Below are 13,294 nucleotides of genomic sequence, written 5' to 3'. Positions count from 1 at the left end.
AGGGCTCCGCTGTTAAGGAGCAATCGTGGTTACGACATTAAACAGGAGGCTAACGGTTGCGTACAATTAACCGAACCAAATAGAAAAACTATGAAATTAAAACTAACAACAGCCGCTATGTTACTAAGTGCAGGTATAATGGCAAGTTGCAGCGAAACAAACAAAGAAGTAGATAGTGCGGAAGATGTGCGCGAACTCGCGACTCCTGACACTGCTGTGCTTTTTGACGAAACCAACGCCATGACGGCACTGGCAGCCGACGAGGAAGAATTTAAAGAAGTAAATTTTGATGCTCCTAAAATCGAGGATGCGGAGCTGATGAATGCCGGGGTGGATGTACGAGGGGATGATAAGTACCAGATTTATAGTGTCGGGGAGGATATTATGTTCGACACGGACAAAGCCCAAATCCGAAGCAGCGGCGAAGAGAAGCTGCAGCAGATCGTGAAAAAGATAAAAGACCGCGACCGTGAAAGCACCATCCGGGTATATGGCTTCACAGACGCGCGAGCAAGCGACGCCTATAATAAAGAACTGGGCAAAGAACGGGCAAAGGCCGTCGAGAACTGGCTGATTAATAACAGCGGATTAGACATGAACCGCATGAAGGTTGTGTCGATGGGCGAGCGTATGCCGGAGGCAACCAACGAAACCGCTCAAGGCCGTCAGCAGAACCGCCGCGTAGAAATTGTGGTAGTTAACAAATAACGCAAGCAGCCCTTTAAACGGGGCTTTTATACCTTCCGGGAAAGCGCTAGCAGGAGCGATTACAGCTTGTGCTAGCGCTTTTTTTTGATTTGGCTTTCCCTTTCTCCCATGATGCCGTCATTGCTAGGCCACAGCGCTCAGTAAGGATTCAGCAGCTCATTTTTGTGTTTTCTAACTTGCGGCATTTTGTCCTGAAATTCCATTCTAATGGGAAAGTGCAAATTTGGCTATTCTAAACTCATTCGGATCAGCTCCGTAAATTTTATTAGTACAAGTTAACTCAAAACTATGAAGACAAATATCACAGCAATATTATTGGCAGCCGGCCTGATGGTGGGTTGCAGCGAGACAAGTAAGGAAGTAGATTCTGCAGCAGACGTAGGCGACATAGCCGCAGCCGATACCGCCGTTATGTATGGGGATGTTGGACAGGACGGACGCTTGGAGGCTGACGGTGCAGAAATAAATACGCTAGGGGAAGGCTTCTGGGCCAACATCGATTTTGAGGCCCCGGTCATCGAGAATACTGAGCTTAGCAAAAGCGGCGTTGAGATGCGTGGCGGAAGCGATGGCTATAACATCTATACCATGGACGAGCGCATTCTCTTCGACCTGGATAAAGCGCAGCTGCGTGCTGGAGCAGGCGACAAACTGCAGGCCATTGCCTCCGCTATCAAAGAAGTGAGCAGCGCTGGCCCTATCCGGGTATTTGGCCACACAGACTCGTTAGCCAGCAAGAGCTATAACAAAGAACTGGCCGCCGAACGCGCCAACACTGTAAAAGACTGGCTGCAGAGCAAAGGCGGTATAGACGCGTCCCGTATTTCGATACAGGCCGTGGGCGAGGGCAAGCCAATTGCTACCAATGCCACCGCCCGTGGGCGCCAGTTAAACCGCCGCGTAGCCGTGGTGGTTGCCACACGAGAATGAAGTCGGCCTGCTTAGTATAGGAATTACCAAGGCAGCGCCAAGTCGCCAACCAGATAATACACCAGAGGAGGCCGAGGCTTCCTCTTTTTTTATGGCACCCATCAAAGCTTTAAAGAATAGGTAATGCTCACGCTAACCAAGCTCAGAAGCCTTGCCTCTTGTACTTCAGAACAGTCAACAAGTCAATTGCGATCACAATGCTTAGCACTATAAAAACAGTTAACCAACTACGCAAGAATTTAACATGTTGCTTTCTCATCTTATTTGCTTTCCTGGCTTTTAGCTGCGAGGACAATACAGAAGACAATGCCCTGCCTGCTGAGACAGTGACATTTGATTTTAAGGGTGGCGCAACAGAATGGGAAGGCGGCTTTGCCGATTACCCGAAAGAATGGGATACTACCCGCTTTGAGTTTGTCTGCAGGCACGCTGACCTGCCTGCAGAGGTGAACCGGCAAGGGAAGGGTATACTGATCTCGGGCCGTAACATCAGTGATGACCTCTTTATGTTTATGAAGAAGCAAATTACCGGCCTTGAGCCCAACCATACGTACCAGGTGACCAAATAGAATTCGCCTCGATGTATCCGGAAAACTGAGCAGGTATAGGCGGCAGTCCTGAAGCGAGCGTTTTCCTGAAAGCAGGTGGTTCCAAAGCGGAGCTTATGCCAATAGAGACGGGCGGTAGTATCAGGATGAATATCGATAAAGGCAACCAATCGCAGGGAGGAAAGGACATGGTGAACCTAGGTACTGTCGGTATCGCAGGAGAAGATTTGCAGTATACCCTGATTCAGCGCGACAACCAACAAAGTCCGGTGGAGATTACAACTGATAACAACGGGAGTTTATGGGTGATTATAGGAACTGACTCGGGGTTTGAAGGAACCACGCGGTTATACTATAATACCATTGAAGTAAACGTAGCACCGTAAGCATGTGCTGATTTTGTATTATGCCTTAAATAACGCAAAGACATCTTTGTTTAGTAATTTATCGTAGGTCTTGTGAATTTATACCTAAAATGAACTATGAAGCAATGTTTGTCAGTTAAAGGGATTTAAAATTCGTCAAAATTTGTCTTTTAGTATTTAAATTTATTAATTTGCTTTTAATATATACATAAATATGTATATTAATGTATTATGGAAGATTACTTCAGGAACAGCTTTGTCAGTTTGCAATATGACAAGGAAGTAAGGTTGGGAAAAGCGGTGTGGCGCGGCAGTTTGCAGGGAGAAGAGCTTCGGGAGGCCTATCTGCTGACGGTAGAGTTGATAGACAGGTACTCTTTAACCCGATGGTTATCTGATGACCGGCAAATGAAGCCTATTAGTCCTGCCGATTTAGAATGGAGCCTGCAAGTGCACGTTCCCCGCATAGCCGCCAGTTCGCTACGGCGCATGGCGCGCCTCCCCTCTATGCACGAAGCTAATAACGATGCGATTGATACGATGGTGTCAAAAGGCAATGACATGGAGATGCACCTGGATTTTCGCAATTTCAATAATGAAGAGGATGCCATGGAATGGCTGTTGCAGCCGTTTTAAACTCAGTACGCTCAATCATTCCCTCAGGGCCTTTACTACACCGCCCAATACTTTTGTATTGCTGTAGCTGCTAAAGGACTACTTTAGCGATCTTGCTTACAAGCGGCAAAGCATAGAAGCTTTTATATTATCTATGGTATAAAGCATTATAATTTTATTAATGTTTAAAGCCCTTAACAGCCGGCATCAGTTGCACATCCTGATTATTATACCTATCATAGAGTTATGTTTTAATGACGACACTATAAGATATATCTGAGCATGAAAAAAATTACAGGTCTACGTTTAGCAGTGCTATTTTTCTCTGTTGTACTATTTCTTACAGGATGTCAAAATTCAGATACAAAGCAAATGAAGCACATTGTCGTATTTAAGTACAAGCCTTCTGCCACCCCTGAGCAGATTGAGCAAGTGACGCAGGCCTTTGGTGAATTGCAAGATAAGATTCCGGGTATAGTTGCCTTTGAGCACGGCGTAAACGACAGCCCGGAGGGTAAAAACCTCGGCTTCACCCACGTGTACCAAGTGACGTTCGAAGATGCCGCCGCCCGTAACACCTATCTTCCTCACCCGGAGCATAAAAAGTTTGGTGAACTGCTAGGCCAGCTGAATATCCTGGAGGATGCCTTTGTGGTAGACTATGTTCCTGCTCCATCTGAGTAGGAACGATTGAATAGTTTATTTTAGCCTCTGGCGTGCATGCTGCGAGTGCCCTTATAGCAGATTTTCCTACAAATCACGTAGTGGTATAAGTGCGGCTGTATAGCCACTTGGCAGCAAGCAGATGGGCTGTGGCTATTGGTGTTAATGCCCTTTTCATGCAAGTCAGCGGAAAATTGCTATGACTTGTCAGAGGTAGTTGTTCCTCTTAATTTATCTGTGCTTTTGTGTTGCCCCTTCGCGCCTAAAAGCTAAATTTGTGGTTCACCAAGGGGGACTACGTCCTTATTTATGCCGATTACTTACTTCCAGAATCATGTGGTTACGATCACGTACGATGAAGAATTGCAATTAGGCATAGCTGTCTGGGAAGGCTTCCTGAGCAGTACTGAGTTTAGAGAAGCTATCACAACCTGCATTACCATGATAGAGCAGTACAAACCGCTGAGGTGGCTGGGCGACAACCGCAAGATGCGGGTTATCCGGCAGGCAGACCAGGAGTGGTTTGTTGCGCACATCCTGCCCCGGCTTCAGCACTCCAACGTGCGCCGCAACGCCGTTCTGGTATCCGAAGACTTCTTTAACAAATATGCAGTAGAGCAAATCTATAAACGGGCAGAGGGCCAAAGCGACCTGGTGACAAAAGACTTTGACAACAAGGTAATGGCAATGGCCTGGCTAAAAGAGCCTCTTTTGAATTAAGCCTTAGATAGTATTAGCTCAGTTCACTGGCTCAGATGCCCGCAGGAGTGCTCGAAATGCTTCGGGGCAGGTGCGCGGTGGCTTCGCAGTTCTTTTTTATCTGTATAACCTGCTCTCGAAGGTATTCGCTGTTGGTCGTATGCCTGTTGCAGTTCTCACCTGCCGTGCCCGCCATTGTTGATGTTCTCACCGACAACCACCTAAGTTTGCGACTAGTAGAGCCTACACCTCTTGCAGCAGATATTAAGGTCGTTAAGGGTATATATGCTTCGTTGTCGCCGCTTTAATCCTGAGGGCGACCAATGCCACGGCCCGTGGCCACCAGCTGAACCGGCGTGTGGCGGTTGTAGTGGCCACCAAACAATAAACTCCTCTTTTTCGCGAGTAGGGTAACGCGCAACACAAAAAATTGCCTGTAAAGCACAAAGGGAGGACTAATGCTTCCGTTTTTGTGCTTAAGTATGTGTCAAACAGCGCGATACGAAAAAAAGCGGTGTTAAACTTCAGCTTTTTCCCTGCCGTAATTTATATCATGTACAATGATTTTTTTATTAACTGACACTATGAAAACAATAGTCTTCACTAAAAAAAGCTTTACCGGTTATTTACTGTTGTTGCTTGCGTATTTCACGCTTGGCTGCGATGATGATAAAGGGGGCGATATAGCCGTGCCTGCCGAAACATTCACTTACATGTTCGATAGCGGGCCCGAAGGGTGGGAAGGCGGCTTTGCCGATTACCCCAAAGACTGGGACACGGCACGCTTCGAATTCGTGTATCAGCACGCTGACCTTCCCGCCGAGGTAAATAGCTCAGGGAAGTCGATGCTGATTTCTGGCCGCAACATCAGCGACGACCTTTTCATGTTTATGAAAAAGCAGATTACCGGGTTGGAGCCGAACAAAACCTACAAAGCCACTTTTGTGGTGGAGCTGGCATCCATGTACCTCGAAAAGTCGGTTGGCATTGGCGGTAGCCCCGGAGGCAGTGTGTATCTGAAAGCCGGGGGCACAACCACTGAGCCGATGCCTGTGGTGGTGGAAGACGATGTTCGGATGAACATTGACAAGGGAGGCCAGTCGTTAGGCGGGAAAGACATGGTAAAGCTGGGTACGATCGGCATTGCGGGTGATGAATCAAAATATACCCTGATTCAGCGCGACAACAAGCAGAACCCCGTGAGCATTACAACGGATGGCAACGGGAGCCTCTGGGTTATCATAGGAACAGACTCTGGGTTTGAAGGCACTACGCGTTTATACTATAACACCATCGAGGTAAAGCTGGCGCCTTAGCCAGCTTTTAGGTTTACGGTACAGGTGTGTTTGTAAAATTTACCTGCTTGCATGGGCTCAAAGCCAGCCAATGAGCACAGCAGGAATAGAAATTACTTTGATGCAATCGCAATATAGTTGTCTTTTATCTTTGATATATATTAATTTAGCATTAATATATAAACATATGCATAATTAAATATATCATGGAGGAGTACTTCAGGAATAGCTTTGTCAGCCTACAGTACGATAAAGAAGCAAGCTTGGGAAAAGCCGTGTGGTCAGGCAGTTTGCAGGGCGAAGAGCTTCGAGAGGCTTATCTGCTCACAGTAGAGTTGATTGATCGCTATTCCCTGACCCGTTGGCTATCGGACGACCGGCAGATGAAGCCCATTACCCCCGCCGACCTGCAGTGGAGCCTGGATGTACATGTGCCCCGCATGGCTAACAGCTCGTTACTGCGCATGGCGCGTATTCCCTCCATTTACGAAGACAATAACAAGGCTGTTGATGCCATGGTGTCAAAAGGCCATACCCTGGACCTGCACCTGACTTTCCGCCACTTCGACACCGAGGAAGAGGCCATGAATTGGCTGATGGAGGAGCCATTTTAGAAGTCTGCCACCCCATCACCTGCTCCTGCCCTCCTCTTCTTTTCGGTAGCAGCGAATTTACCTTCTAGGCTTGCCTGTTTGCTTCACCGCAACCTGCAGCACCCCATACTAAATCGCAGCTGTTGCGGTTAGCCCCACCCCTCCTACCATAGTATACACAACAGCTTCGCGACAGCAGGAGATGTTGGTTTGTTTGGCGATAGAGACAGGTATAAATCCAATGCCGCTAACTCCAGGATGAACGGTCCAACGCTGTTATTTCGCCCAGCGGGAGAAATCTGAACTTCACCATCTTAGGTACTGATCCAGATTTCTCCCGCTGGGCGAAATGACAATGCTCTGTTAGGTTGACGGCTTGGGTATAAAACATGTATGTGAGGAAGTTGCAGGTGTGTTCGCTAGTACGACTTCTCTTATTGAAAGAAGGTAATAGGTCTGCAAAGCGTGCATAGCCAGACCTCGCAACTTGTATAACTCCTGCAGGGATCTGTATGAATGAGGTGTTATTCTATGGATGGCGTGTTTAGTTGCTAAGCAGCCAAATATTTTTCTTTCATGCTATATGCATCAACATAAATATTCCCCATAGTTTGAGCTGCCCTTATTTTTTTGTCGAGCATTTCAGTGAAAGTATAGATCCCTTCAACAATAAGTGTCAAATCAGCCCCATCGATAAGTATGCTTTTTAATGATTTACCTTTTGTCAAAGCATTAACAGACTCGGAAGAAAAGCCATTAATTGATATAAAAATACCTCTTCCGTACATTTTTCCTTCTACCTTATATGCAAACTGATAAAGTGCATTAGGGGCTACTAATTTTTCTTGCCACTTAGCTTCTATTATATAATGCTCGCCATCATATTTGATAGCACCGTCAATTTGTTCACCAAGAATGTTAAAACTAAAGGATTCAGTTGTTGTTAAACCCTCTGACATGGCAAGATCTCTTAAAAATGTCTCTAGCAAATACCCGTGTTTTTGCAGGTTAATTTCACCGCCATTTTCATTTTTACCCTTATGGAGTAAATAGAAAGTCTTTCTTAAGTTCTCGATTGTAAGCGCACGCTGCGCTGCTTGATGTGATTCCTGCCTTTTAATTATTGTCTCTCGTAGCTGCGAGTCTTTATATTCTCGTAGCTTCTTCAAGTGAACAACAGCATTCCTAGCTTTCTGGATATTTAAGTTTCCTCCAACCTCAAAATGAATGCTGTTGTATGTAGACCAATTCTCTAATTCATGAACCATCCTTCTTATTGGTCCAATTCCATCGTCATAGTTTTGGCAAAGGTGCTTAAAAACAATATCTACTATTTCTTTCCTTGAAAAATCTTGCTTTTTGCCTTGAAGCTCCTTTAATGGATGCACCGGACACCCACATGATTGAAAGAAATCTAGTACATCAGTTTTAGGCCAAAAGATATTGAGTATGCATTCGCGTAGTGCGTCAAGTATTTCTTTAGAGATTATATATGGGTTCATTCCTTTTAGTTGAATCTTAATATAAAGTATAAACAGCACAATTCCATCAGCTAGCAGGGCACAAGCTGTAACATGGGATGAACGATAGGTGGGCAAAGAAAAAGGAGGGCGATGTACCCTCCTTCTTTAGTTAATTTACGACCCGCAAGCTTCGCAAGCGTCTGGGTTATCCAGCGAGCAACTCATGTCGTTGCGGTTCTGGTCCTGGTTGCTGTAAACCGGCGAAAGGGTTTCGGCGGCCTGTTTCTCTACCGTGAACTTGATGGCATCTACAGCCGACTTGGTGCGCAGGTAATACATACCCGTCTTCAAGCCCTGCTTCCAGGCATGGAAGTGCATCGAGGTCAGCTTGCCGAAGTTCACGTTCTGCACGTGCAGGTTCAGCGACTGGCTCTGGCAGATATAGGCACCGCGCTCGGCACTCATGTCAATTACCGTACGCTGGCTGATCTCCCATACCGTCTTGTACAGGTCCTTGATGTGCTGCGGGATATTCGGGATATCCTGTACCGAGCCATTGGCCGCGATGATCTGGTTCTTCATGTTGTCGTTCCAGATGCCCAGTGCGATCAAGTCTTTCAGCAGGTGCTTGTTCACGACCATAAACTCACCAGACAGCACGCGGCGCAGGTAAATGTTAGAGGTATAAGGCTCAAACGACTCGTTGTTACCTAGGATCTGGGCAGTAGAGGCCGTTGGCATTGGCGCTACTAGCAGCGAGTTTCGCACACCGTGCTTCATCACTTCCTGGCGCAGTTCCTCCCAGTCCCAGCGTCCCGACTCTGGCGTAATATTCCACAGGTCAAACTGAAACTTGCCTTCTGACAGCGGAGAACCCTTAAAGGTCTCGTAGGCACCATTTTTCTTGGCCAGGTCCTTCGAGGCGGTCATGGCTGCGAAGTAAATGGTCTCGAAGATATCCTTGTTCAGGCCGCGTGCTTCATCGCTCTCGAATGGCATGCGCAGGTGAATAAAGGTATCCGCAAGGCCCTGTACACCTAAGCCGATTGGGCGGTGGCGCAGGTTTGAGTTGCGTGCTTCAGGTACCGGGTAGTAGTTGATGTCAATCACCTTGTTCAGGTTAACGGTCGCATGGTACGTCACATCAAACAGCTTCTGGTGGTCGAAGGTCTTCGTGTTGTTCTCTTCCTTTATAAAGCGCGGCAGGGCCAGCGATGCTAGGTTACAAACGGCCACCTCGTCCTCGGCTGTATACTCCATAATCTCGGTACACAGGTTAGAGCTCTTAATAGTGCCCAGGTTCTGCTGATTCGACTTGCGGTTTGCGTGGTCTTTGTACAGCATGTATGGCGTACCCGTCTCTACCTGCGACTCCAGCACGGCAAACCAAAGCTCCTGCGCCTTCACAGTTTTGCGGGCACGGCCTTCGCGCTCATACTTCTCATATAGGCGCTCGAAGTCCTTGCCCCAGCAATCCGCCAGGCCAGGCGCTTCGTGCGGGCAGAACAGGCTCCAGTCGCCGTTTTCTTCCACGCGCTTCATAAACAAGTCCGGCGTCCAGAGGGCGTAGAACAGGTCACGGGCGCGGTTTTCTTCTTTACCGTGGTTCTTTTTCAGGTCCAGGAAGTCGAAGATATCAGCGTGCCAGGGCTCCAGGTAAATCGCGAAAGCACCTTTGCGCTTGCCGCCGCCCTGGTCCACGTAGCGGGCCGTATCGTTAAACACCTTCAGCATCGGGATGATACCGTTAGAAGTACCGTTGGTGCCTTTGATGTAGGAACCCGTGGCACGCACGTTATGGATGCTCAGGCCGATACCGCCGGCGCTCTGCGAGATCTGCGCGCACTGCTTCAGCGTGTCGTAAATGCCTGGTATGCTGTCGTCCTTCATCGTCAGCAGGAAGCACGAAGACAGCTGCGGCTTTGGTGTGCCGGCGTTGAACAATGTTGGCGTGGCGTGGGTAAACCACTTCTCCGACATCAGGTTATAAGTCTCGATGGCAGATTCGATGTCCTCCTTGTGTATACCCACGGCCACACGCATCAGCATATGCTGCGGGCGCTCCACTATCTTGCCATCCAGGCGAAGCAGGTAAGAGCGCTCCAGTGTCTTATAGCCAAAGTAATCGTAATTGTAGTCACGGTCGTAGATGATGGTGGAGTCGAGCAATGCGGCGTTTTTGCGCACAATCTCATACACATCCTTCGCAATCAGCGAGGCATTCTCCCCTGTTTTCGGGTCCTCGTAGGTATAGAGGCGCTTCATGGTATTGGAGAACGACTTGCTGGTAACCTTGTGCAGGTTCGAGATCGCCACACGTGCCGCCAGCACCGCATAGTCCGGGTGCTTGGTCGTCAGGGAAGCAGCGGTCTCAGCAGCCAGGTTGTCCAGCTCCACGGTGGTCACTCCGTCGTAGATGCCGTCGATCACCTTCTTGGCCACCTCTATCGGCGACACATAATCCATGTGGAGGCCGTAGCACAGCTTCTCGATGCGTGCTGTAATCTTGTCGAATTTAACGGATTCGCGTCTGCCGTCGCGTTTAACTACTAACATAGGCGTATAATATTAGCGGGTTCTAAAGGCCCGGGTTATCAATATGGTACAGGTATAGGGTAAGGCCGCTGCCACTACAGTTGCCGGAATTACTTATGAGATGCCACACAATCTGCCCATACGCATGGTGCGATATAAAGCGTTGTAGTGCAATTAGTTATCGGTTAAGCTAAACGTTTCTGCTATACAGCAGGGGGTAGATATCCCATCGGGCAGTGTTCACTCTCCCTGACAGGGTATAGTGCCTGGCTCCAACCGATGTAGAACCTGCCAAAGCCAGGACTTAATATTTATGTATGTGTAAGCGTACTATATGGAGTGGGAAAAGAAAGGCTTTCCCTTTGGCTTCTTAAATTTACTAAAGCGTCTGCTATATTAAAAGTCCTCGTCCAGCGAGAAGATCTTTTTGTCTTTGTCGCCGCCAACTCCTGCTTTCTGGTACTCCCCTACGCGCTTCTCAAAGAAGTTGGTCTTGCCCTGCAGCGATATCATTTCCATGAAGTCGAATGGGTTGGTGGAGTTGTAGATCTTGCCGCAGCCTAACTCCAGCAACAGGCGGTCAGCCACAAACTCGATGTATTGGTTCATCAGCTTTGAGTTCATCCCGATCAGGTCTACCGGCAAAGCGTCTGTTACAAACTCCTGCTCGATGCTAACTGCGTCGCGGATGATTTCCTGCACGCGTGCCTCAGGCAGTTTGTTCACCAGCATCTTATAAAGCAGGCAGGCAAAGTCGCAATGCAATCCTTCATCGCGGCTGATGAGCTCGTTCGAGAAGGTTAAGCCCGGCATCAGGCCACGCTTTTTCATCCAGAAGATAGAGCAGAAAGAACCAGAGAAGAAAATGCCTTCCACCGCTGCAAAAGCGATCAGGCGCTCTGCAAAGTTCTCGCTCTCGATCCACTTCAAGGCCCACTCGCCTTTTCTGCCTACCGCCGGAACGGTCTCGAGTGCATTGAACAGGTGGTCTTTCTCGCTTTGCTTTTTTACGTAGGTATCAATCAGCAACGAGTAGGTTTCTGAGTGAATGTTCTCCATCATGATTTGGAAGCCATAGAAGCAACGCGCCTCCGGAATCTGCACCTCGTTCATGAAGTTCACGGCCAGGTTCTCGTTCACGATGCCGTCAGAGGCCGCAAAGAAAGCCAGCACGTGGCTAATGAAGTGGCGCTCGCCGTCGTTCAGGTTCTCCCAGTCTTTCAGGTCCTGACCCAGGTCTATCTCTTCGGCGGTCCAGAAGCTGGCTTCTGCCTTCTTATACATTTGCCAAACCTCATCATTCTGAATCGGAAACAAAACGAAGCGGTTGGGATTCTCTTTCAGTATTGGCTCCATATCATTCATAATATATTGTGTTAAGTTTGTTGAAGAGCATTTGCCCTCAGAACATATGACCGGATGAATATGTTTAGCGAAAGCTTTACCGGCGATTATCTAGACTTCAAATATAGAGAATTGAACTTGAAATGCGGGGTTAAAGTTGTTCAATTTATGCACATCCTCTCAGTTGAAAGCCTGGGCCGTTTTTAGCCTAAATTCACATAGTTATCCACACTGCCAGCCGTCTATATAATCAACCTAAAATATTGAAATGTATGTATATAGCCTGCCTGGGAGGGGTTTTGGCAGTTGTAAATGTGTGTAACTCTGTGGATAGCAACACAAGAGTAAAGGAAAGCTAAAAGCGCACATATCTGCGCAGCGCCGACCCCTTGAGATACAAATTTTGGTGCAATTTGTGGAAAATCATAAGAATCCTGTTTGAGTGTAAATCATTGGTGTGTAACTGGTTGCGAGCGTTATTCACAAGCATGTAGATTTGTGTCGGAGATATCAACAAAGTTATCCACGGATGTGGGTAATGTTTGGGTGCAATGCACGAACAATTTGTGGCACAAGCCGTTGCATTTATTGAATAAGTGCCGTACCTTTGCGCACTAAACTTTTAAATATACATTGAAGCTGATGTACGCAATTGTAGAAATCGCAGGTCAACAGACCAAAGTAGAGAGCGGCAAGTTCATCTACGCTAACAAGCTTTCCGGCAATGAGGGTGACGCCGTTGAGTTCGCCAATGTTCTTCTTACTGATGATAACGGCACTGTTACTTTGGGTGCTCCTTTCGTAGAAGGTGTGAAGGTGGTAGGTAAAATCCTTACCAGCACTGTGAAAGGCGACAAAGTGATCGTTTTCAAAAAGAAGAGAAGAAAAGGATACAAGAAGAAGAATGGCCACCGCCAGCACTTCACCAAGGTCCTGATCGAGAGCATTGGATAAGCAGTAAGAAGAAATTAACGTGAAAACTCTTCGGGATCAGTCCTCTGACCCGGATTAAATTTTAAGAAAATGGCACACAAAAAAGGAGCAGGTAGTTCTAATAACGGCCGCGAGTCGCATTCTAAACGACTTGGTGTTAAAATTTACGGTGGCCAGGATATCATCGCTGGTAACATCATTGTAAGACAAAGAGGCACTGCCCACCACCCAAGCACAAACGTGGGTATGGGTAAAGACCACACGCTTTTCGCCCTGACGGACGGTATCGTTCAGTTCAGAAAAGGAAAGAAGAACCGTTCTTACGTTTCTGTACTTCCTAAGGTAGAGGCAGAAGCTTAGTAACAACATTGCACTGCCTCGGCAGTCAGGGAAAGGGATGCGCAAGCGTCCCTTTTCTTGTTTATGCTGATCTGCAAAAGACTTTCAAAAGCCGGAATAGCCTTCTTGTGTACTCTCAGGCTTTTTGCTGCCTGATCCTGCAGAAGCTGCACAACCAAAGGGAAGCACACTGTCATAGAACAAGACCAAGGCCTGTCTGAGGTCAAATACCAGGCAGCAAAACGCTCCTGTCATTTCGATTTT

The 13,294-nt window shown here is 47.6% G+C and carries 14 protein-coding genes; 11 read left to right on the top strand and 3 right to left on the bottom strand.

All coding sequences use genetic code 11. The features are described from left to right. The first annotated feature begins 90 nt into the window (after nt 1-90). From ACXYMU_RS11260 to ACXYMU_RS11220, 9 genes are all read left to right on the top strand, one after another. Nucleotides 91-708, top strand: a complete 618-nt coding sequence (locus ACXYMU_RS11260) for an OmpA family protein (protein ID WP_458986490.1) — start codon at nt 91-93, stop codon at nt 706-708. A 288-nt stretch (nt 709-996) separates the two neighbouring features. After that, nucleotides 997-1,638 (top strand): OmpA family protein, encoded by a 642-nt coding sequence (locus ACXYMU_RS11255; protein ID WP_458986489.1) that lies wholly within the window; start codon nt 997-999, stop codon nt 1,636-1,638. A 197-nt stretch (nt 1,639-1,835) separates the two neighbouring features. Next, complete coding sequence (locus tag ACXYMU_RS11250) at nt 1,836-2,207, top strand: hypothetical protein (protein WP_458986488.1); 372 nt, start codon at nt 1,836-1,838, stop codon at nt 2,205-2,207. A 95-nt stretch (nt 2,208-2,302) separates the two neighbouring features. Continuing rightward, a complete protein-coding gene (locus ACXYMU_RS11245) occupies nt 2,303-2,572 on the top strand; it encodes a hypothetical protein (protein WP_458986487.1) in 270 nt (89 codons plus the stop codon). 210 nt (nt 2,573-2,782) lie between these two features. Continuing rightward, nucleotides 2,783-3,187: a hypothetical protein gene (locus ACXYMU_RS11240; RefSeq protein ID WP_458986486.1), complete on the top strand. Its 405-nt coding sequence runs from the start codon at nt 2,783-2,785 to the stop codon at nt 3,185-3,187. Nucleotides 3,188-3,538: 351 nt separating this feature from the next. Beyond that, entirely contained in the window at nt 3,539-3,850 is a 312-nt protein-coding gene (locus tag ACXYMU_RS11235; protein ID WP_458986485.1) for a Dabb family protein, read from the top strand. Between the two features lie 288 nt (nt 3,851-4,138). Further along, complete coding sequence (locus tag ACXYMU_RS11230) at nt 4,139-4,549, top strand: hypothetical protein (RefSeq protein WP_458986484.1); 411 nt, start codon at nt 4,139-4,141, stop codon at nt 4,547-4,549. Between the two features lie 563 nt (nt 4,550-5,112). Further along, a complete protein-coding gene (locus ACXYMU_RS11225) occupies nt 5,113-5,844 on the top strand; it encodes a hypothetical protein (protein WP_458986483.1) in 732 nt (243 codons plus the stop codon). A gap of 185 nt (nt 5,845-6,029) precedes the next feature. Next, complete coding sequence (locus ACXYMU_RS11220; RefSeq protein WP_458986482.1) at nt 6,030-6,437, top strand: hypothetical protein; 408 nt, start codon at nt 6,030-6,032, stop codon at nt 6,435-6,437. 530 nt (nt 6,438-6,967) lie between these two features. Here the strand turns inward: ACXYMU_RS11220 and ACXYMU_RS11215 are convergent. From ACXYMU_RS11215 to ACXYMU_RS11205, 3 genes are all read right to left on the bottom strand, one after another. Next, nucleotides 6,968-7,918: a restriction endonuclease gene (locus ACXYMU_RS11215; RefSeq protein WP_458986481.1), complete on the bottom strand. Its 951-nt coding sequence runs from the start codon at nt 7,916-7,918 to the stop codon at nt 6,968-6,970. A gap of 135 nt (nt 7,919-8,053) precedes the next feature. Further along, nucleotides 8,054-10,435, bottom strand: coding sequence for a ribonucleoside-diphosphate reductase subunit alpha (locus ACXYMU_RS11210; protein WP_458986480.1), 2,382 nt, complete (start codon nt 10,433-10,435; stop codon nt 8,054-8,056). 375 nt (nt 10,436-10,810) lie between these two features. Continuing rightward, the gene (locus ACXYMU_RS11205) at nt 10,811-11,779 is read right to left on the bottom strand and encodes a ribonucleoside-diphosphate reductase small subunit (RefSeq protein ID WP_458986479.1); all 969 of its coding nucleotides are present in this window, start codon (nt 11,777-11,779) and stop codon (nt 10,811-10,813) included. A gap of 621 nt (nt 11,780-12,400) precedes the next feature. Between ACXYMU_RS11205 and rplU the strand changes: the two genes are divergently transcribed. Next, nucleotides 12,401-12,712 carry a 50S ribosomal protein L21 gene (gene rplU, locus ACXYMU_RS11200; protein WP_458986478.1) on the top strand — a complete coding sequence of 104 codons (312 nt, stop codon included), beginning with the start codon at nt 12,401-12,403 and terminating at the stop codon, nt 12,710-12,712. 69 nt (nt 12,713-12,781) lie between these two features. Next, the gene (gene rpmA / locus ACXYMU_RS11195; RefSeq protein ID WP_458986477.1) at nt 12,782-13,051 is read left to right on the top strand and encodes a 50S ribosomal protein L27; all 270 of its coding nucleotides are present in this window, start codon (nt 12,782-12,784) and stop codon (nt 13,049-13,051) included. Nucleotides 13,052-13,294 lie beyond the last annotated feature (243 nt).

It is taken from the genome of Pontibacter sp. CAU 1760 (genome assembly GCF_054482735.1).
Note: the sequence above shows the minus strand (reverse complement) of the source record. Positions and strands in the feature narration are given on the sequence as shown.

Bases quoted from the DNA above. Each gene is read 5' to 3' on its own strand.
- ACXYMU_RS11255 (WP_458986489.1), top strand. From the start codon at position 997: ATGAAGACAAATATCACAGCAATATTATTGGCAGCCGGCCTGATGGTG.
- ACXYMU_RS11250 (WP_458986488.1), top strand. From the start codon at position 1,836: ATGCTTAGCACTATAAAAACAGTTAACCAACTACGCAAGAATTTAACA.
- ACXYMU_RS11230 (WP_458986484.1), top strand. From the start codon at position 4,139: ATGCCGATTACTTACTTCCAGAATCATGTGGTTACGATCACGTACGAT.
- ACXYMU_RS11245 (WP_458986487.1), top strand. From the start codon at position 2,303: ATGCCAATAGAGACGGGCGGTAGTATCAGGATGAATATCGATAAAGGC.
- ACXYMU_RS11225 (WP_458986483.1), top strand. From the start codon at position 5,113: ATGAAAACAATAGTCTTCACTAAAAAAAGCTTTACCGGTTATTTACTG.
- rpmA (WP_458986477.1), top strand. From the start codon at position 12,782: ATGGCACACAAAAAAGGAGCAGGTAGTTCTAATAACGGCCGCGAGTCG.
- ACXYMU_RS11205 (WP_458986479.1), bottom strand. From the start codon at position 11,779: ATGAATGATATGGAGCCAATACTGAAAGAGAATCCCAACCGCTTCGTT.
- ACXYMU_RS11215 (WP_458986481.1), bottom strand. From the start codon at position 7,918: ATGAACCCATATATAATCTCTAAAGAAATACTTGACGCACTACGCGAA.
- ACXYMU_RS11210 (WP_458986480.1), bottom strand. From the start codon at position 10,435: ATGTTAGTAGTTAAACGCGACGGCAGACGCGAATCCGTTAAATTCGAC.
- ACXYMU_RS11240 (WP_458986486.1), top strand. From the start codon at position 2,783: ATGGAAGATTACTTCAGGAACAGCTTTGTCAGTTTGCAATATGACAAG.
- ACXYMU_RS11260 (WP_458986490.1), top strand. From the start codon at position 91: ATGAAATTAAAACTAACAACAGCCGCTATGTTACTAAGTGCAGGTATA.
- ACXYMU_RS11235 (WP_458986485.1), top strand. From the start codon at position 3,539: ATGAAGCACATTGTCGTATTTAAGTACAAGCCTTCTGCCACCCCTGAG.
- rplU (WP_458986478.1), top strand. From the start codon at position 12,401: ATGTACGCAATTGTAGAAATCGCAGGTCAACAGACCAAAGTAGAGAGC.
- ACXYMU_RS11220 (WP_458986482.1), top strand. From the start codon at position 6,030: ATGGAGGAGTACTTCAGGAATAGCTTTGTCAGCCTACAGTACGATAAA.